The organism is uncultured Sunxiuqinia sp. (assembly GCF_947495665.1).
Lineage (GTDB): Bacteria > Bacteroidota > Bacteroidia > Bacteroidales > Prolixibacteraceae > Sunxiuqinia > Sunxiuqinia rutila.
The window spans coordinates 1-17,705 of sequence record NZ_CANLZV010000023.1 but is presented as its reverse complement, the minus strand read 5'-3'; the positions used below and the strand labels follow the sequence as shown (position 1 = coordinate 17,705).

Here is a 17,705-nt window from a genome sequence, read left to right as displayed (position 1 = left end):
CTTATCTAATTAGAAAAAATGCCTGTAAATTCGGATGACGGGAGGATGGGGCTGAATTATTTAATTATTTTTAGGGCCATTGAAATTATTTCTCAAATGAAAGTAACGTCCAGCTTTTACCGTCTGTGTCTGAAGATCAGTTTTTATCATTCCAATAGGGAGGACTTTAACTAATGGCAGCTTATTGGGGGGAAATTGCCGCATTGCTAACGGCTGTGTTTTGGACCGTAACCAGCATGGCTTTTGAGTCGGCAGGAAAAAAGGTAGGTTCGCTGGCAGTTAACTTGATTCGTTTAATCATTGCTTTCTTTATCTATGCCATTTATACGCAGATTTCGCGAGGGATGTGGTTCCCTTTTGATGCAAGCTTGTATCAATGGGGATGGCTGGCTTTATCGGGCCTAATCGGTTTTGTTATTGGCGACTTGCTCTTGTTTCAGGCGTTTGTTGTGGTGGGTGCCCGCATCTCTATGCTCATCATGGCCATGACACCACCTTTCACCGCCTTTATTTCTTACTTCATGCTGGGCGAGGTTTTGTCGCCAATGAACTGGGTGGGGATGGGCATTACCCTGTGGGGAATCAGTATGGTTATTTTGAAACGGGAGAACAGTGCCTTAAATGGCGGGGTGAAAATGCGAAAGCGCTTAACTTCGGCCTACAGCGTGTCGGGTATTTTGCTTGCCTTGGGTGGTGCGCTCGGACAGGCTACAGGATTGGTGCTAAGCAAAAAGGGAATGGGAGATTATGACGCTTTTGCTGCTTCACAAATTCGGGTAATGACTGGAATTGTTGGCTTTGGCCTGCTGTTGCTTTTCATGAAACGTTATCACCGGGTGTGGGCTGCGGTAAAAAACACATCGGCTATGAAACGAATCAGTCTGGGCGCTTTTTTCGGGCCTTTTCTGGGCGTGGCCTTTTCGCTGCTTGCCGTTCAGCACACCAAGGCAGGTATTGCCGCTACCATCATGGCTATTGTTCCGGTACTGATCATTCCACCTGCCATTCTTATTTTTAAGGAAAGGGTCAACTGGAAAGAAATTATAGGAGCCATCATCACCGTATTGGGCGTGGCCGTCTTTTTTATCTGATGCTCTTATTCAACACCTTTATTTTCCTCTTCAAACTGATGCAGTAATTGCGCGTATTTTCCGCCTTGCTTTTGAAGTTCCTCGTGGTTTCCTCGTTCAATAATTTGTCCGTCTTCTAAAACAAGAATCAGGTCCGAATTTTTGATGGTGCTGAGTCGGTGAGCTACGGCAATCACTGTTTTTAACGAGAAAATATTGGCGATGGCCTGCTGAATGTACTGTTCCGTTAAGGAGTCTACTGCGCTGGTTGCTTCATCCAGAATAATCAATTCGCTGTTGCTGCAAATGGCCCGTGCAAACGAAATGAGCTGGGCCTGTCCTTTCGAAAGGTTGTCTCCGTTGTCTTGAATCACAAACTGGTAGCCTCCGGGCAGCTGGTGAATAAAATGGTTGGCAAAAACGAAGGAAGCCGCCTGCTTGACATCCTCCTGTGAAATGGATTCGCGCCCCAACGAAATGTTGAATTCGATGGTATTGTTGAACATGAAAATATCTTGTTGCATAACCGATATGGTTTCGCGAATTTGCGCCAGAGGCAGTTCTGTCAATTCAATACCGTTGATTTTGATGGATCCGCGATAGCCGGTGTAGGTTTTGGCCAACAGTTTAATGATGGTTGATTTACCGGAGCCCGTTGTGCCTACCAAGGCCAGGCGGTCGCCTTTTCGAAGTTTGAAGGAGATGTTTTTTAAAACATCCGGCGTATCTTCAGAATACCGAAAGGAAACATTGTTGAATTCGATTTCGTGGAGTGGCAGGGCTTGTGGTTTTGCCTGGCTGCGGTCTTCTGAGGGATCTTCCACTTGCTGCTCAAATAATTCATTGATGTGCTCCAGGGCCGACAAGGCTCGCTGGATCGTTGAAATTTGCTGGGCAAACTGTTTGACAGGAACAAAAAGCCGTTCGAGGGTTGTGACAAACACAATCAGCACCCCCATGGTGAAGCCGAAGTCCCAGATTTGAATGGCCCCATACCAAATGACCAAAGCCGTGGCAATGGAGGTGATGCCTTCAACCAATGAATATAAAGCCGAGTCGTATACATTCGACTTGTTTTGCGCATCGCAATATTGCTTGTTCAGCTGGTCATATTTGTTTAGAGCTTCCTCTTCCGCAGCATAAAGTTGAATGGTTTTCATGCCGTTCAGCGCTTCCTGCAAATAAGCCGCAGACTTGGCCAGGCTGGAGCGCGAACTGTTGTAGGCTGCTCTTATTTTTTTGCGAAGATAACGCATGACCAGAATAATGACAGGCACAACCAACAGTAACACCAAGGTAAGGCGCCAGTTGAGATAGAACAGGTAACCGACCAGCGCCAGTGTTTTGATGCTGTCGGCCAGCAGGCCAAGGATACCGGCAGCGAAGGATTCAGAGATGGATTCCATATCGCTGGTTAGGCGCGAAAGGGTTACTCCGATTGGTTTTTTATCGAAATAGCTTAATGGAAAACGCAGGGATTTACCAAATAGTTTTTTTCGAACGTCGACAATGGCCAGCCCGCCTGATTTGGAAAACGAATAGCTGTAAATTCCGTCAAAAAGCAGGTTGAGGATGAGGACCCCAGCCAGCAGAATAATCTGCAGGAGCAGTCCTTCTTTATTGCCCGGCACAATGTAGTTGTCTACAATATTTTCGACCAGCCATAAAAACAGAATGCCAGCAGTTGTCGTAATTGGGATGGACGCAATACTAAAGAAAAGCCATTTTTTATGGGGAATAAAATAGCGTCCAAATCGCCGAAGCAATTGCCAGTCTTTTGTTTTTAATATTTTTTGAGTTGCGTTTATCATTGCGCTTGAGTTGTCGTTTTTTTATTAGCTTTCCTGTTGCAGATTCAGTATTTCCCGATAGAAGTCTGACTGATTCTGGAGTTCCTGATGGGTTCCTTTGGCAGCCATCTGTCCGTCTTCAAGCACCAGCGTAAAGTCTGTTTTTTCCAGTACGCTGATCCGGTTTGAGATGACAACCAGGCTTTGAGCTGTTCGTTGTTCAAAGATTTGTTTGATCAGAAACCGTTCGGTGTCGGTGTCAACAGCAGAAAAAACATCATCGAGAATAAGCAGGTTGCAAGGTGTATAGAGTGCTCGGGCCAGGCTTATTCGTTGTTTTTGACCGCCGGAAAGCATGATTCCTTTTTCGCCTACCAATGTTTTTTCGCGGTGCGTGAAACGGGCCAGTTCATCGGCAAATGCACTTTTATAAATAACTTCATCGAAATTATTTCGTTTTGCAGCTTGAGACGCTCCAAAGGCAATGTTGTTTTCAATGCTGTCAGAAAAAAGGAAAACTTCCTGACTAACGGTACGGACGGCCGACCGGATTACTTCACTTTTAAGCTCGGCAGCATCGTTTTTGCCAAAATAAATCATGCCTTTTTCCGGACGCAAATAACCGTTCAAACAATTGATTAGGGTTGTTTTGCCGGAGCCAACCTGCCCGGTGATTCCAACAACCTGTCCGGGATTGATGGAAAAGGAGATGTTTTGCAAGGCGGGGCGGTTGCCGTTGTGGTAGGTAAAACTTAAGTTTTTAACCTCGATGCCCGATTGGAATAGTTGCTCTTTTTCCTGTTGAGGAAGCAACTGACGCTGTTCATCGGGACCTTGGCGATCTCTGATGGTTTGTAGACTGCTTATACCAACAAAGCCTTGCTGGAAAATAGTGAGCACCCAGCCCAGCCCCATAATGGGATGGCTTAGCAGCGCTGCATAAGCGATGTAAGCTGTCAGTTCTCCAATGGTGAATTCCCCGTTGATGACGTACATTCCGCCAACCAGCAGAACTACAATTTTGAGAATCTGTCCAAGGTTAGCAAGCAGGGGCATAATAAAAGAGCGAATCCAGGTGATTTTCAGGGTCGCTTCAAACAGCGAAACGTTTTCTTTTTGAACTTCCTGCTCGGCATAGTCATAAATGTTGTAGCTTTTGATGACGCTGTTTCCCGACAGAAAAGAAATGGTTTTTCCGGAGAGCTTTTGAAGAATATTCATTTGCCGCCGGGTGTTTTTCACCATCACGGCCATCCCGATACGCACTACCACAAAAATAACTACCATCGGAATGATGCAGTATAAGGTGAGGATGGGGGAGAGTTGCCACATTTTGTATGGGGTAAGCGATAAAGAAAACAGGATGTTGCCAATCTGTAAAAAGCCAAATCCAGTAATCATTCGCACTCCGTTGATGTCGTTATTAATGCGGGAGATAATGCTTCCCGTGGCATTTTCATCGTAATAATCTTTTCCGAAGGAGGCTAACTTTTTAAAAAGCTCGCCTTTTAGTTGTTTTTCAATTAGCCGCGCGGGAATGAAAATCAGAATGCGGGAGAGCGAGCGTACGATAATCAAACTTACAGCCAGCCCAACAATAATCATTACATTGGTGTTGAAGGCTGTTTCGTTGCCTGAACGTCCTGTGGCAATAAGGTCGATAGCCTGTTGAATGTATTCGGGAATGGAAACCGATATCCAGACGGTAAGGGCCAGGAAGAAAATTCCTCCGGTATACCACCAACGATATTGGTGCATGTAGTTGATTAAGAACTTTAGTTTTGAAAACATGCTTTGTTTATATGCTTTTGTATCTGCCGGATTGTTCCGACTACAGATCAGTATTTTTTTATTTCTTGGGACAACTCTGTAACTGCAACTTTTGCCAGGTGTATAGCAACTCCCTTACATCTTCGTGATACACGGTATGATAGCGCTGCAATAACCTTTCGGCTTGAGTGATACCGCTAGCGGTAATGTCACGTACAGGGTTGAGGTATTGGCTTTCATCTTCGGAGCCGCACAGTTGCGATCGGCGGGTGAGTCCGTCCAGTGCAAGCTGGTATAAATGCTTGGCCGTTTGCCCCACATGGATGTTACCAGAGGACGCATTTAGTCCGGCTTTAGGTACCTGAGCCCGGATGGCCTGTATGTCTTCGACAGTCCATTTTGAGATGAGCTCATAAGCTTCGTTTCGGCTTTGTTCGTCATATAGCAAGCCAACCCAGAAGGCTGAAAGTGCTGCAATGTGATTGACACAGCTTGCATCGGCTCCGCGCATTTCAATAAACTGTTTGAGACGTACATCGGGGAATACCGTGGAGGCATGCACTTCCCAATCGTTGATGGTGGGCTTTAGTGCGTGTTTCCCATCCAAAAAATCCTTAAAGGTCATTCCATGAGCAGGCAGAAATTCCTGGTCGCGATAAATAAAAAACATGGGGACATTCAATAAGTAGTCGACCCAGCGCTCGAACCCGAAGCCTTCATCAAAAATGAAGGGCAAAAAGCCACAGCGATCCGGATCCGTATCATTCCAGATTTGGGTACGATAACTTAAATACCCGTTGGGTTTTCCTCCGGAAAAAGGGGAGTTGGCAAAAATGGCTGTTGCAATGGGCTGTAAGGCTTGTGCAATGCGCATTTTCTGGATCATATCTGCCTCGCTGGCGTAATCCAGGTTTACCTGAATTGTTGCTGTATTGGTCATCATATCCAGTCCCAGCTTTCCCTTGGTGGGCATGTAGTTTCGCATGATTACATAGCGGGACTTGGGCATCCAGGGAAGCTCATCGACCTGCCATAAAGGATCGACTCCCATGGGAAGGCTGAAAAAACCGAATTTCTGGCAGATGGTTTTTAGCTCTTCAAAATGCTTTTTGGTTTCAATGAAGGTATGGTGAATGGTTTTGAAATTTTTGCCCGAAAGCTCAAACTGGCCTCCGGGTTCCAAGGTGATTGATGCGCCATTTTGGCTGAGCCCGATGATGTTGTCTTGCTCCATGATTGGCTGCCAGCCATTTTGCTGCATGTGTTTTAAAATGGTGCGGATGCCCGTTTCAGAGGCGTAGTCCAACCGTTTTAAAGAACTTTGATCGTAGAGAAATTTTTCGTGCTCAGTTCCAATTCCCCAGTTTTCCGGGGGTTTGTTTCCCCGCTCAAAATAAGCAACCAGCTGTGATTTATGGAGTATTTCTTGTTGTTTCTCGATTTTCGTCATGGTACCATGAATAATTAATGGGAGCCGGCAATGTCATGCTCCTGTTGATTTTCCTTGTCCGCTTAAACGGGCAAGTGCCATTTATTTTGAATTCAGAATGCTGTCGAGGACGTATTTTTCTACCTGTCGGTTTTTGCCGATGTAGGGAAAATCGTGCATCGAGAGCATGGCTGGCGCATTAAGTTCGACTACAATGTAGTTTTCAGGAGATGGCGTTTGATCAATTGCCTGAATAATGATATCAATGCCGGCAATGTTGAGGCCTCCGGCTTGTGCTGCGCGGATAGCTACTTGTTTGTAAAAGTCCGGCATATTGTCAGTAACATCAATGCTATCGCCGCCCGTACTTAAATTTGAATTCTTGCGTAAATACACTTTCTCTCCCGGTTTCAAAATGCTGTCCGGATTCAGTGATGATGCTTTGAGGTGTCGGAGCACTTCGTCGTCAATCGTAATCTTTAACAACGGATGCCGGTAATCGGTTCCCCTGCCTTTATTTTTTAATTCAACCAATTGTCGGATGGTATGCTGCCCATCGCCTGATACATTGGCTGGTTCGCGATAGGCTATGGCGCGTACCTCGCTGTCAATAACCAGGAAACGGTATTCCCAGCCGGAAAAGAACTCTTCCACGATCACTTTATCGGAATACTGAAATGCATGTTCTATGGCTTTTTTGAGCTCATCGGTTGTTTGGATGTTGGTGCTTACAGCAATGCCATGATCGGTATTGGCGGGTTTTACCACTGCCGGAAAGTTGATGACGCTAAGCTGCTGATCCGCATAATTTCGCAGTAACAAGACTCCTTGGGCTTGCCGGATGTTTTGCCGTTTCAAAAACTGGCGGGTCATCCACTTGTCATTCGAAATCCAATAGGCAATCAGGCTGTTTGCGTCTGAAATGGTCCCTTCATGAATGATGTATTCTTTATCGTTGAAGGTAACCGCCAGCAAATTGTTATCGGCATCAATGATCTCGAAAGGCAGTTTGCGCCTGAGAATTTCAGCGATGATAATCTGAGTGGTTGCCTCAAAGTTTTCATATCCGGGAAGTGGGGTGAAATTGTAAGTTGAATTTTCCATCTCGTATGTCTCCTGTGTTTCTAACACTCAAAATTAGAAATAAACTATTGAAATAAGTTTTGTCAGGTAATTGAATATGAAAACAAGCACCTAAAATCTAAGTTCACACTTTGCTAATAAAGTGTCGTTAAAAGAAGTTACCTCTGGTTTCTATTGTCGCGCAGAGGCGTTGAACCTGTTTCTGTTAAGCGAAACTAGAATCGTACAATTGTGGAAAATTAGCGGGAAGTAATTAGGCATTAATAATGCGAGTCTGTTGATTTGTCGCGGAATAATTTTTGAAACACCATGACTGCCACTCCTTTGAGTCCGGAATGTTCTCCAAGTTCGGAGATCTCAATTCGAATATTCTCAATAATGTTATCCAGACAGTATTGATTTAATGCTTGTTGAATGGGAATTAGAATGTATTTTCCGGCTTGGGTAACGGGGCCGTTTAAAACAATCAATTCCGGGTTGTAAAGCTCGATGAGGATGGAAAGCCCCCATGCCAGATTGGAACTCAATTGATGCAGGAGCGAGATGGAAAGCTCATCTCCTCTTTTAGCATAGTTTGTAATGGCGGTTACATCCAGTTCTTCCGGTTTGCTGGCGTAACTACTGGTTAGTTGCGAGGGCGTTTTTTTTGCTATTTCGGCCTTGGCCATGTCCAGCAGCGTTTGTGTGGAAGCGATGGTTTGCAGGCATCCTTGTTTCCCGCAGGAGCAAAGCTTTCCTTGCGGTATTATCCGAAGGTGGCTGAATTCGCCAGCAGAACCATTAGCTCCTTGGTAAATTTGTCCGTCCAGAATCATGCCCAGCCCCAGTCCCCAATGCCAGTTCAGAACAAGTGTGTTTTTGGTTTTTTGGGCTTTTCCGAAAACGGATTCACCTAAGGCCTGCATCCGGGCGTCATTTTCAATATAGATAGGGATGTTAAAATGCTTCGAGAGTCTGGCTTTTACTGCTTGTGCCTTTGGATCCTTAATGGTTTTGTTAATGCCATTCACCGAGTCGATTAAGCCAGGCATACTTACTCCTAAAGCAACAATCTGGCTTTGTTTTAACCCCGATTGAACCAGCAGTTGATCGAAAACAGCTTTAGTATGTTCTAAAAAATGTGGATCATCAATATTGGTGGTGTACTCATGGATCTCTGTTACCTCTTTGTTGTGACAATTGAAAAGTGATGCCTTGGCTCTATGGTGCCCAACCTCTACGGCCATAATGTAATAAGCCTCAGATAAAAGACTGTAGAGTATTGGGCGGCGTCCTCCTTTGGAAGGGCCTATTCCCGTAATACATATAATTTTTTCAGTAATCAGCTCATCCAAGACAGCTCGAACGGTTGGTAAACTAACATGGGTTTTCTTACTGAGGTAAGAAGCTGGCTGCGGCGATTTTTTATAGAGATAACGAATAATCTGCATGCGCAGTTTGTAGTGTTTCAACTCGCTTATTTGCATATTGTCCGTATCTTCTTTCTTTCGCAGAACCATGTTGTTAGGTGTTACTTTAGTTTGATTGTTTACTTTTCAGTGAAAGTAAATCTAGTCAATTAATTTGAATTGCGAATTTACAAATAGATAAAATTAATCGAAAATTTTTATGTTTTTATAAATTGTTCAAATAAATCTTTTTGTGAGTTACGTTGTTTGTTGTCAGTGTCTTCAAGAACTTAGTATGCTCTTTTTTTTGTTTGGTCGCTGGGCTTTTGTTTTGTTTAATAATGAACTTAATTTCATGTTTTTGATGTTGGGTAAGCGCTAGGGGGCCGAAAAAACGAGCGTTGGATGAATTCGAGAAAGAAGCATTAAACTTGCCCCGATAAGAAAAAACTATTTGTTGGAGTATGCATTCGAAAGAAAAGCAAGACAAAGTTTGAATGCTTCAAAATTCATCTTGCTATATGAACCTGTGTTTATTATTAGTCACTTTTTTCAAGGACTTTCACACGTTTTTTCATTTAGAGGTTAATTAGTGACAGGCATTCTAAAGAATTGACGTATGATTGATCCGATGGACCACATCGCTGCTCAGAGATTTAAATTAGCTGCTGCGGGTTGCGTTTAGTTCATGGAATGCAGGCAGACATGGTTGCCTTCGGTGTCTTCAAATACGGCATAATAGCCAATTTCATCTGTAATTTTTGTTTTGGGCTGAATGACTTTCCCTCCGGCCAGGCTTACCCGGTTAAGCACCAGGCTAAGGTCATTGCCAGCGTTCAGGTAAACTTTGGATCCCAATGCGCTTGGTGTATAGCCTTGCCCCTGAACAATGGCTCCGCCAACTCCGCGGGCGTCCGGATCCATTGGCAGAAAGCCCATGCGGTGGTGGCCCATCATTTGTTCGTACATGTCATAATCATAAATTCTGGAGTAGAAGGCTTTGGCCCGGTCAAAATTCAGGACGGGTATTTCGGCCCATACAACGGCATCTTTTAGTTTTTCCATAATCTGACGTTTTAGTACTTGTTTAACGAGTCTGTTGGTCAGTTGGTTTATTTCGGGCGAAAATAGGGTTTGAATTTTTTAGCCATTCAAGGGGATAAGATTATCTTTGTGGTTCGCATAAAAAATGGAAAAAATGAAACAGCGTCCGCTAATATTTATTACCAATGATGATGGAATTCAGGCGAAAGGTTTGAAAGAATTGTCTGAGGTAATGCGTCTTTTTGGAGATGTGATAGTTGTTGCACCGGAAATGGCCATGTCTGGCATGTCGAATGCCATTTCAGTAGATAAGCCTTTACGAGCCACCAAGGTGGAGGAGGAAGAGGGATACATTGCCTACAAGTGCAGTGGCACCCCGGTTGATTGTGTGAAACTGGGCTTTAATCATTTGGTGGAACGGCTTCCGGACTTTGTGATTTCCGGCATTAATCATGGCGCTAATTCATCCATCAGTGTGGTCTACTCCGGAACGATGGGAGCAGCCATTGAAGGTTGTTTGCATGGAGTGCCCTCCATCGGCTTCTCTTTGTGCGATTATGCGCCGGATGCCGATTTTTCAAAAGCCAAAATGTGGGTGGCCCGGGTTTTTCAGTCGGTTTTCGAAAAAGGCTTGCCGCCCTTTGTCAGCCTCAATGTGAACATTCCGAAAGGCAATATTGAAGGCATTAAAGTGTGCCGCCAAGCTGCCGGAAAGTGGGTGGAAGAATTGGAAAAACGCACGGATCCACATCAGCGGGAATACTATTGGCTGGCTGGTTATTTTAAAAATTTTGAACCCGACCAGGAAGGCACAGACATGCATGCGTTGGACAACCAGTTTGTGTCGATTGTTCCGGTGAATGTCGATATGACTTGTCGGACAACCTATGAGCAAATGAGAACCTGGAGGTTTTAAGATGGCAGGAATCGGAACCAATATCAATAAGTTGAAGTTTGGCTTTTGGCCGGGCTTGTTGCTGCCACTCATCATGTTTTTGGTGATGTATTTGGCGCGCTACAATGAAGTTCATTTTGCTGAATACGTTCAGAATTTGTGGCGTTTTAACATGTTGGTCAAGTTGCTTACCCTTTGTGTGCTGCCTAACTTGTTGCTTTTTTTATTGCTGATTAAACGAAAATATGACCTGGCTGCACGGGGAGTTTTGTTAGCCACCTTTTTATATGCTTTTTTCGTTATTGTTTCGAAAGCCCTTTAATTTATGAAATACTATTTTATAGCTGGCGAAGCTTCCGGTGATTTGCATGCTTCCAACCTGATTGCAGAAATTGTAAAACAAGACGCTGATGCCCGGTTGAGGGGATTTGGCGGTGAACGGATGGAACGTGCCGGAATGCAGCTGACGCGACATTACCGCGAAATGGCTTTTATGGGTTTTTTGCCGGTTTTGATGAACCTGCGCACCATTCAAAAGAACTTTAAAACCTGCGAAGAAGATTTGCTAAACTTTCAGCCGGATGTGCTGGTTTTGGTAGACTATCCGGGCTTTAATCTGCGCATGGCTGAGTTTGCGAAAAAGCATGGTATTCGTGTATTTTATTACATTTCACCTAAAATTTGGATTTGGAAGAAACACCGGATCAAAAAGATCAAGGCCTTTGTTGACGAGATGTTTACCATTCTTCCTTTTGAAACTGATTTTTACAAGGGCTTAGGCTATGAGGTGAATTATGTTGGCAATCCGGTTTTGGATGAGGTGATGAGTAAGCCTTCTAAAGCTGACTTTGAAACCTTTGTCAAGAAGCATGATTTGAGTGGCAATCCTGTTTTGGCACTTTTGCCCGGGAGCCGCTTACAGGAAATTAAGTCCTTGTTGCCTCGTATGCTCGAAGCTGCTTCTGCTTTTACCCATTGCCAGCTGGTAGTTTCCGCTGCCCCCAACATCGACCGCTCTATTTACGATGAATTGTTGGCCGCTTACCCGGAAGCCTGCTTACTGTATAACCAATCGTACGAAATTATGCAGCAGGCAAAGGTTGCGGTTCTGGCCTCCGGTACTGTTTCTTTGGAAGCCGGTATTTTGCGTTGCCCACAAGTTGTGCTCTACCGGATGGATGGCGGTGCCCTTTTTTACTGGCTTGGAAAGTATTTGGTGAAAATAACCTGGGTGTCGTTGGTTAATTTAATCTTGAGGCGGATGGCCGTTAAGGAACTTTTGCAACATCAATGTTCGGTGAAAAATATCCGTGCAGAAGTGGAGCGTTTATTGACCGATGAAGATTACCAGCGCCAAGTACAGAGGAGTTATGATGAGTTGCATCAACACCTGGGGCAGCCGGGAGCATCGCAACGCGCCGCTGCGATGATGATCCAGAAGTTAAACAAAATCAGCTAATCTTTTTTATCTTCGTTTGAGTAAAAAACGAAAGCATACATGTATAGTTTATTTCGAAAGGAAATCACCACATTTTTCGGTTCTCTCACAGGCTATTTAGTTGCCTTTGTTTTTTTAATTGCCAATGGCTTGTTTTTGTGGGTCTTTCCCGGTAATTACAACCTGCTGGATAATGGGTATGCCACTTTGGATGGATATTTTTCGCTGGCCCCTTGGATTTTTTTGTTCCTGGTTCCGGCTTTAACCATGCGTTTACTGGCCGAAGAAAAACGGTCGGGCACCCTTGAAATTTTGGTAACTCGTCCCATTTCTTTGTTGCAGTTGGTTTGGGCCAAATACCTGGCCGGACTGGTGCTTGTGCTTTTGTGTTTACTGCCAACCTTGGTTTATTTTTACACTGTTTACCAGCTGGGTAACCCCGCCGGAAACTGGGATGCCGGTGCATCGTGGGGGGCGTTTATAGGTTTATTTTGTCTGGCTGCAGGTTATGTGGCTATTGGTTTGGCTGCTTCGGCAACAACCGACAACCCGGTGCTGGCTTTTATGCTGGCGTTGTTTGTTTCTTTTTTGACTTACCAGGGATTTGAGTTGGCTGCCGGTTTGAATTTTTCGCCGGCTATTCGTGAGATGCTGATTCAACTTGGAATCAATGAACATTATTTGTCGGTTAGCCGGGGAGTGGTGGATTCCCGGGATTTGATCTATTTTCTTTCCCTTAGTTTTTTCTTTTTGGTGGTCACCAGCCTTTTGCTTCAGCAAAAACAGAAAAAAAGGAATCAGCAACTGAAAAAGCTGGCGATACTTATGGGCGGATTGCTTGTTATGAACCTGGTTGCGGGAGCCTGGTTTTTTCGGCTTGATCTGACTTCTGAAAAACGCTACAGCTTGTCTCCGGTTTCAAAACAATTGATTCAGCAACTTGACGCTCCCATCAAAGTGGATATTTTTCTGGATGGTGAATTGCCTCCGGGCTTTCGCAAACTGCAGCAAGCCTTGGTGGAAAAAATACAGGATATTAATGCCTACGCGGATTATCGGGTTCATTATGAATTGCTCGATCCGTATAAGCTGGTCAGTACTACCGAAGAACAAAACAAGTTGTTTGATCGCTTGGTGAGTCTGGGGCTTCGTCCAACGGATTTGCGCTTGCAGCGTGATGAAGGGACGGTTACGAAATTGATTTTTCCGGGGGCAGTCATTAAGTATAAGGATTATGATATTGGGATTAACCTACTGAAAAACAATCCGTCCTTGTCGCCGGAAACAAATTTGAACCAGTCGGTTGAAACCCTGGAATATGAGCTGATGCGGGCGTTTAACGTTTTACTGACGGACAACAAGCCCACAGTTGCTTTTCTGCAAGGACAAGATGAACTAACAGAGCCGGAAACCCGTGATATCCGGCAAACGCTGACCGAGAACTTTCAAGTAACCGATATGCGTGCCGAAGCTTTGTTTCAGGCCGAGAGCTTACCCGATGTGTTGGTGATTGCTGACCCTAAGCAAGCTTTTTCGGAGCAGGATAAGTTTTACATCGATCAATACCTGATGCGTGGGGGCAACCTGCTTTGGCTGATTGATCCGGTGCGCGTGAGTCTTGATAGCCTGAGCAGGGGAGAGACCACCCTGGCTTTTTCGCGCGATTTAAATTTGAATGATCAGCTGTTTCGCTATGGCGTTCGGGTTAATCCAAACCTGGTGCAGGATGTGGAATGCCTGATGATTCCGGTGAATACTGCTCCCGTGGGAAGTCCCCCCAAATATACACCAGCTCCCTGGTATTATTCTCCGTTGTTAAAAGCCTCGCAGGCGCACGTGTTAAGCCGCAACCTGAATCAGCTGAAGGCCGAATTTGTGAGTACCATTGACACGGTTGGAAAAGATCCGGCCATCCGGAAATCTGTTGTTTTGCATACGTCCAACTATTCCCGGAAAATTCAGACTCCCTTGGAGGTCAGTTTACAAAGTATCAATCAGCCCCCAAGCCAAAGCATGTTTAACGAAAAGTACCTGATGGCTGGTGTCTTGCTGGAAGGACAATTCCCTTCGGTGTTTCAAAACCGGATGTTGACTGACTTCAATACCCAGAAAATTGAGGTGATGGATCGGTCGAAGCCTGCACGCATGATTGTTATAGCGGATGGCAGTCTGATTGCGAATCAGGTTTCCAGGCGAAACGGCCAGGTTCAGATTCTGCCTTTGGGCTATGACCGTTATTCGCAGCAGACTTTCGGAAATAAGGAATTTCTGGTTCATGCCATCAGTTATTTGTGCGACAAAACAGGATTGATGTTTTTGCGGTCGCAGGCGTTTCAAATTCGCTTGCTGGATAAAGTTAAAATTCGTGAGCAACGCTTATTCTGGCAGCTGTTCAATGTGCTCATTCCTTTGGCCCTGATTTCTGTACTTGGCTTGATATTCAGTGTAATCCGACGTCGAAAATATAGTGGTTAATTACTTTGTATAAAATCTGGCATGAAAGCATAGGTTAGAAAAGGCAAAGTTTGTATATTCGTATGATTGTGCTAAAAAATCGTTCTGTAAAGGCACGGTAAAAAGACCAAAAGAATAAAACAGAGATCAAGGAAATAGCCGGACAACTATTATTCCGCAAGGATGATTAAATGGCTATTTTCAGAGAGTTACCATCGAAAAATATAAAAAAAGATAAACGAATGAAATTTGTTGTTTCCAGTACCGAATTACTAAGTCATCTGAATGCAATCAGTAAGGTGATTAGCTCGAAAAATACATTACCCATCCTGGATAATTATTTGTTTCAACTGGAAGATAATCGGTTAACGATTACTGCTTCGGATTTAGAGTCAACTTTAATTACCAGCCTTGATTTGGACAATACGGAAGGCAATGGTGATGTTGCTATTCCGGCCAAACTGCTGAATGATACCTTGAAGGAATTTCCGGAGCAGCCATTGACGTTCCAGATTAATGGAGATACATCGGCCATTGATATTTACTCCGAGAATGGAAAGTTCAGTATCGTTGGGCAAAACGGAGAGGATTTTCCGGAGCTTCCGGCATTGAAGGAAGAAGCGATGGCAACCATCGAAGTCAATCACGATGTTTTGTTGAATGGAATTTCGAAAACCTTGTTTGCCACCGCCGATGATGAGCTTCGTCCGGTGATGAACGGAATTTTTGTTGAACTGGGAAATGATGACCTGACTTTTGTTGCTTCCGATGCCCATAAACTGGTGCGTTACAAGCGCAGCGATGCCAAGGCTGAAGTGGAGTCGTCTTTTATTCTTCCTAAAAAACCGGCTGCTTTGTTGAAAAACCTGCTGCCGAAAGAAGAATTTGATGTAAAACTGCAGTTTGATGATAAAAACGCCTTCTTTACGCTGAGCAACTACAAGCTGATTTGCCGCTTGGTAGAAGGAAACTACCCCAGCTACAACTCGGTAATTCCGAACAACAACGTCAATAAAATGATTGTGGATCGTTTGGAATTGTTTAATACGGTTAAGCGCGTTTCTGTTTTTGCCAATCAAGCCAGTAATCTGGTAAAACTACATATTGATGATAACCAACTGGTCGTTTCAGCGCAGGATATCGATTTCTCGATTTCGGCTGTTGAGCGTTTGAAATGTCAGTATGAAGGTGATGAAATTGAAATTGGTTTTAAATCTACTTTTCTGTTGGAAATCTTAGCGAACCTTTCATCGGCTGATGTTAAAGTGGAGCTATCGGATCCAACACGTGCCGGCTTATTGTTGCCAGCCGAAAAAGAGTTTGATGAAGAGGATGTATTGATGCTCTTGATGCCAATGATGATCAATGCTTAAATTGTAACTAATAGCATGATGAAAACCTAACAAGATTTGTTTTGTTAGGTTTTTTTTGTTTGAATCAGTCAAAAAATAAAATAGCGCCCTGCTAAGTGGCAGAGTGCCAAATTGAAAGAAAGACCCATGAAATTAAACTTGAAGAATCCGTTGGTTTTCCTCGACCTGGAAACAACAGGGATCAATATTGTTACGGATCGTATTGTGGAAATTGCCTTACTGAAAATTCATCCGGATGGACGCGAAGAAGAGCGTGACTTGCGGATTAACCCCGAAATGCCGATCCCGGAACATGTCAGCAAAATCCATGGTATTTATGATGAAGATGTGAAGGATGCCCCAACATTTAAGGAAGTTGCCAAAACCCTGGCCAACTTTTTGGAAGGAGCAGACTTGGCAGGCTTTAACTCCAACCGTTTTGATATTCCCTTGCTGGCTGAAGAATTTCTGCGGGTTGGAGTTGACGTTGATTTTAAGAAACGCAAGTTTATTGATGTGCAGGCTATCTTCCATAAAATGGAAAAGCGCACCCTGGCAGCTGCCTTCAAATTTTATTGTCAGCAGGAACTGGTTAATGCTCACAGTGCGATGGCCGATACCAAAGCCACCTACGATGTGCTGAAGGCTCAGTTGGATGTTTATGAGGAGACAGAGTATGAGGACAATAAAGGCGTAAAAACGAAGCCGATCCAAAATGATGTCAGTGCATTGAGCGAGTTCTCTTCGTATGACCGGAATGTTGATTTTGTGGGTCGTATTGTATACAATGAAGATGGGGTAGAGGTTTTTAACTTTGGGAAAAACAAAGGGGTACCTGTCGAAAAAGTTTTGCGCGAGCAGCCAGGTTATTTTGGTTGGATCATTAACAGCGAATTTCCGCTTTACACCAAAAAAGTGCTGACCGCCATTAAATTGAGAATGAAAGATTGAAGAGGCAGTGAGTAGCGGGACATTAGTGACTTGCAAGCTCCTTATGACGCGCTACTCCTTGCTCTGGACTCAAAACTCGTTTATATGAAAATCATTTGTATCGGACGCAATTACAGCGAGCATGTTCGCGAATTGAACAATGAAATTCCGGATGAACCGGTTATTTTCATGAAACCGGATTCGGCCTTGTTACGGAACAATGACCCGTTTTACATTCCCGACTTTAGCCAGGAGGTTCATTATGAGTGTGAGTTGATTGTCCGCATTAACCGCCTGGGGAAAAACATTGAACCCCGATTTGCCAATCGCTATTTTGATGAAGTTGGCTTGGGGATTGACTTTACGGCTCGTGATCTGCAAAATCAATTGAAAGATCAAGGTCTTCCCTGGGAAAAAGCAAAAGGTTTTGACCGCTCTGCCGTGATTTCAACCGACTTTGTGGCGAAAGAGAACTTGCCCGATGTGAATTCCATTAAGTTTCAGCTGAAGAAGAATGGAGATTTGGTTCAGCAGGGTGATTCGGCTTATATGCTTTTTGCCATTGATGAGCTGATCAGCCAGGTTTCGAAATACTTTACCCTAAAAATTGGCGATCTGATTTATACGGGAACACCAGCTGGAGTGGGGCCAGTAGCCATCGGCGACCGCTTGGAAGGCTTTTTGGAAGGTAGAAAGCTTTTTGACTTCGAAGTGAAATAGTCCGAAGACACAAGGACAGAATAAGCCGAATTTTCAAGCCGACAGAGTGGGTGTGAAAATTCGGCTTTTGTGTTTGTGAGCTTGTTGGTTCCTGGCATTCAACAAATATTCCAAATAGAGAGTGTTCAATAAACTGTGTCATGGTAAACAAAAATGAATGTTTAAAAATTTACATGATATGGGAAAAGAAAAGTTTGATTACGAGAAGTTCAAAAAAGAGGCAATTGAAGGGCTTAAGTCCGGCAAAGGGATGAGTGGTCCGGACAATGTTTTATTGCCTTTATTTAAAGATTTTCTGGAAGGGGCCTTAGATGGCGAGCTGGATAATCATTTAAAGGATTC

Annotated in this window: 14 protein-coding genes; 8 read left to right on the top strand and 6 right to left on the bottom strand. The window is 44.1% G+C overall.

Features of this window, described 5'->3' with window-relative positions; all coding sequences use genetic code 11:
- The first annotated feature begins 173 nt into the window (after window positions 1-173).
- Window positions 174-1,091, top strand: coding sequence for a DMT family transporter (locus tag Q1A18_RS18135; RefSeq protein WP_299584170.1), 918 nt, complete (start codon window positions 174-176; stop codon window positions 1,089-1,091).
- Between the two features lie 5 nt (window positions 1,092-1,096).
- Here Q1A18_RS18135 and Q1A18_RS18130 read toward each other — a convergent pair whose 3' ends face one another.
- The 6 genes from Q1A18_RS18130 to Q1A18_RS18105 form a co-directional block, all read right to left on the bottom strand.
- On the bottom strand, window positions 1,097-2,881 hold the full coding sequence (locus tag Q1A18_RS18130) for an ABC transporter ATP-binding protein (RefSeq protein ID WP_299584167.1): 1,785 nt from the start codon (window positions 2,879-2,881) through the stop codon (window positions 1,097-1,099).
- Window positions 2,882-2,905: 24 nt separating this feature from the next.
- On the bottom strand, window positions 2,906-4,651 hold the full coding sequence (locus Q1A18_RS18125; protein WP_299584164.1) for an ABC transporter ATP-binding protein: 1,746 nt from the start codon (window positions 4,649-4,651) through the stop codon (window positions 2,906-2,908).
- 58 nt (window positions 4,652-4,709) lie between these two features.
- Window positions 4,710-6,080: a glutamate--cysteine ligase gene (locus Q1A18_RS18120; protein ID WP_299584161.1), complete on the bottom strand. Its 1,371-nt coding sequence runs from the start codon at window positions 6,078-6,080 to the stop codon at window positions 4,710-4,712.
- 81 nt (window positions 6,081-6,161) lie between these two features.
- Window positions 6,162-7,163 carry a glutamate ligase gene (locus Q1A18_RS18115; RefSeq protein ID WP_299584158.1) on the bottom strand — a complete coding sequence of 334 codons (1,002 nt, stop codon included), beginning with the start codon at window positions 7,161-7,163 and terminating at the stop codon, window positions 6,162-6,164.
- 239 nt (window positions 7,164-7,402) lie between these two features.
- Window positions 7,403-8,641, bottom strand: coding sequence for an ROK family protein (locus Q1A18_RS18110; protein WP_299584154.1), 1,239 nt, complete (start codon window positions 8,639-8,641; stop codon window positions 7,403-7,405).
- Window positions 8,642-9,211: 570 nt separating this feature from the next.
- A complete protein-coding gene (locus tag Q1A18_RS18105) occupies window positions 9,212-9,595 on the bottom strand; it encodes a hypothetical protein (protein ID WP_299584151.1) in 384 nt (127 codons plus the stop codon).
- A 124-nt stretch (window positions 9,596-9,719) separates the two neighbouring features.
- Here Q1A18_RS18105 and surE point away from each other — a divergent pair, with 124 nt between their 5' ends.
- The 7 genes from surE to Q1A18_RS18070 all read left to right on the top strand — a co-directional run bounded on the left by surE (window position 9,720) and on the right by Q1A18_RS18070 (window position 17,363).
- On the top strand, window positions 9,720-10,490 hold the full coding sequence (surE, locus tag Q1A18_RS18100) for a 5'/3'-nucleotidase SurE (protein ID WP_299584147.1): 771 nt from the start codon (window positions 9,720-9,722) through the stop codon (window positions 10,488-10,490).
- Window position 10,491: 1 nt separating this feature from the next.
- Window positions 10,492-10,791, top strand: coding sequence for a hypothetical protein (locus Q1A18_RS18095; protein WP_299584144.1), 300 nt, complete (start codon window positions 10,492-10,494; stop codon window positions 10,789-10,791).
- A 3-nt stretch (window positions 10,792-10,794) separates the two neighbouring features.
- Window positions 10,795-11,928 (top strand): lipid-A-disaccharide synthase, encoded by a 1,134-nt coding sequence (lpxB, locus tag Q1A18_RS18090; RefSeq protein ID WP_299584141.1) that lies wholly within the window; start codon window positions 10,795-10,797, stop codon window positions 11,926-11,928.
- Between the two features lie 39 nt (window positions 11,929-11,967).
- Window positions 11,968-14,382, top strand: a complete 2,415-nt coding sequence (gene gldG, locus Q1A18_RS18085) for a gliding motility-associated ABC transporter substrate-binding protein GldG (protein ID WP_299584138.1) — start codon at window positions 11,968-11,970, stop codon at window positions 14,380-14,382.
- A 221-nt stretch (window positions 14,383-14,603) separates the two neighbouring features.
- Window positions 14,604-15,734, top strand: coding sequence for a DNA polymerase III subunit beta (gene dnaN / locus Q1A18_RS18080; RefSeq protein WP_299584135.1), 1,131 nt, complete (start codon window positions 14,604-14,606; stop codon window positions 15,732-15,734).
- 126 nt (window positions 15,735-15,860) lie between these two features.
- The gene (locus tag Q1A18_RS18075; RefSeq protein WP_299584132.1) at window positions 15,861-16,664 is read left to right on the top strand and encodes a 3'-5' exonuclease; all 804 of its coding nucleotides are present in this window, start codon (window positions 15,861-15,863) and stop codon (window positions 16,662-16,664) included.
- An 84-nt stretch (window positions 16,665-16,748) separates the two neighbouring features.
- Complete coding sequence (locus Q1A18_RS18070; protein WP_299584129.1) at window positions 16,749-17,363, top strand: fumarylacetoacetate hydrolase family protein; 615 nt, start codon at window positions 16,749-16,751, stop codon at window positions 17,361-17,363.
- Window positions 17,364-17,705 lie beyond the last annotated feature (342 nt).

What these genes read in the sequence shown, in the direction of transcription:
- Q1A18_RS18135 (WP_299584170.1), top strand. Translation starts at nt 174, where the DNA reads ATGGCAGCTTATTGGGGGGAAATTGCCGCATTGCTAACGGCTGTGTTT.
- Q1A18_RS18130 (WP_299584167.1), bottom strand. Translation starts at nt 2,881, where the DNA reads ATGATAAACGCAACTCAAAAAATATTAAAAACAAAAGACTGGCAATTG.
- Q1A18_RS18125 (WP_299584164.1), bottom strand. Translation starts at nt 4,651, where the DNA reads ATGTTTTCAAAACTAAAGTTCTTAATCAACTACATGCACCAATATCGT.
- Q1A18_RS18120 (WP_299584161.1), bottom strand. Translation starts at nt 6,080, where the DNA reads ATGACGAAAATCGAGAAACAACAAGAAATACTCCATAAATCACAGCTG.
- Q1A18_RS18115 (WP_299584158.1), bottom strand. Translation starts at nt 7,163, where the DNA reads ATGGAAAATTCAACTTACAATTTCACCCCACTTCCCGGATATGAAAAC.
- Q1A18_RS18110 (WP_299584154.1), bottom strand. Translation starts at nt 8,641, where the DNA reads ATGGTTCTGCGAAAGAAAGAAGATACGGACAATATGCAAATAAGCGAG.
- Q1A18_RS18105 (WP_299584151.1), bottom strand. Translation starts at nt 9,595, where the DNA reads ATGGAAAAACTAAAAGATGCCGTTGTATGGGCCGAAATACCCGTCCTG.
- surE (WP_299584147.1), top strand. Translation starts at nt 9,720, where the DNA reads ATGGAAAAAATGAAACAGCGTCCGCTAATATTTATTACCAATGATGAT.
- Q1A18_RS18095 (WP_299584144.1), top strand. Translation starts at nt 10,492, where the DNA reads ATGGCAGGAATCGGAACCAATATCAATAAGTTGAAGTTTGGCTTTTGG.
- lpxB (WP_299584141.1), top strand. Translation starts at nt 10,795, where the DNA reads ATGAAATACTATTTTATAGCTGGCGAAGCTTCCGGTGATTTGCATGCT.
- gldG (WP_299584138.1), top strand. Translation starts at nt 11,968, where the DNA reads ATGTATAGTTTATTTCGAAAGGAAATCACCACATTTTTCGGTTCTCTC.
- dnaN (WP_299584135.1), top strand. Translation starts at nt 14,604, where the DNA reads ATGAAATTTGTTGTTTCCAGTACCGAATTACTAAGTCATCTGAATGCA.
- Q1A18_RS18075 (WP_299584132.1), top strand. Translation starts at nt 15,861, where the DNA reads ATGAAATTAAACTTGAAGAATCCGTTGGTTTTCCTCGACCTGGAAACA.
- Q1A18_RS18070 (WP_299584129.1), top strand. Translation starts at nt 16,749, where the DNA reads ATGAAAATCATTTGTATCGGACGCAATTACAGCGAGCATGTTCGCGAA.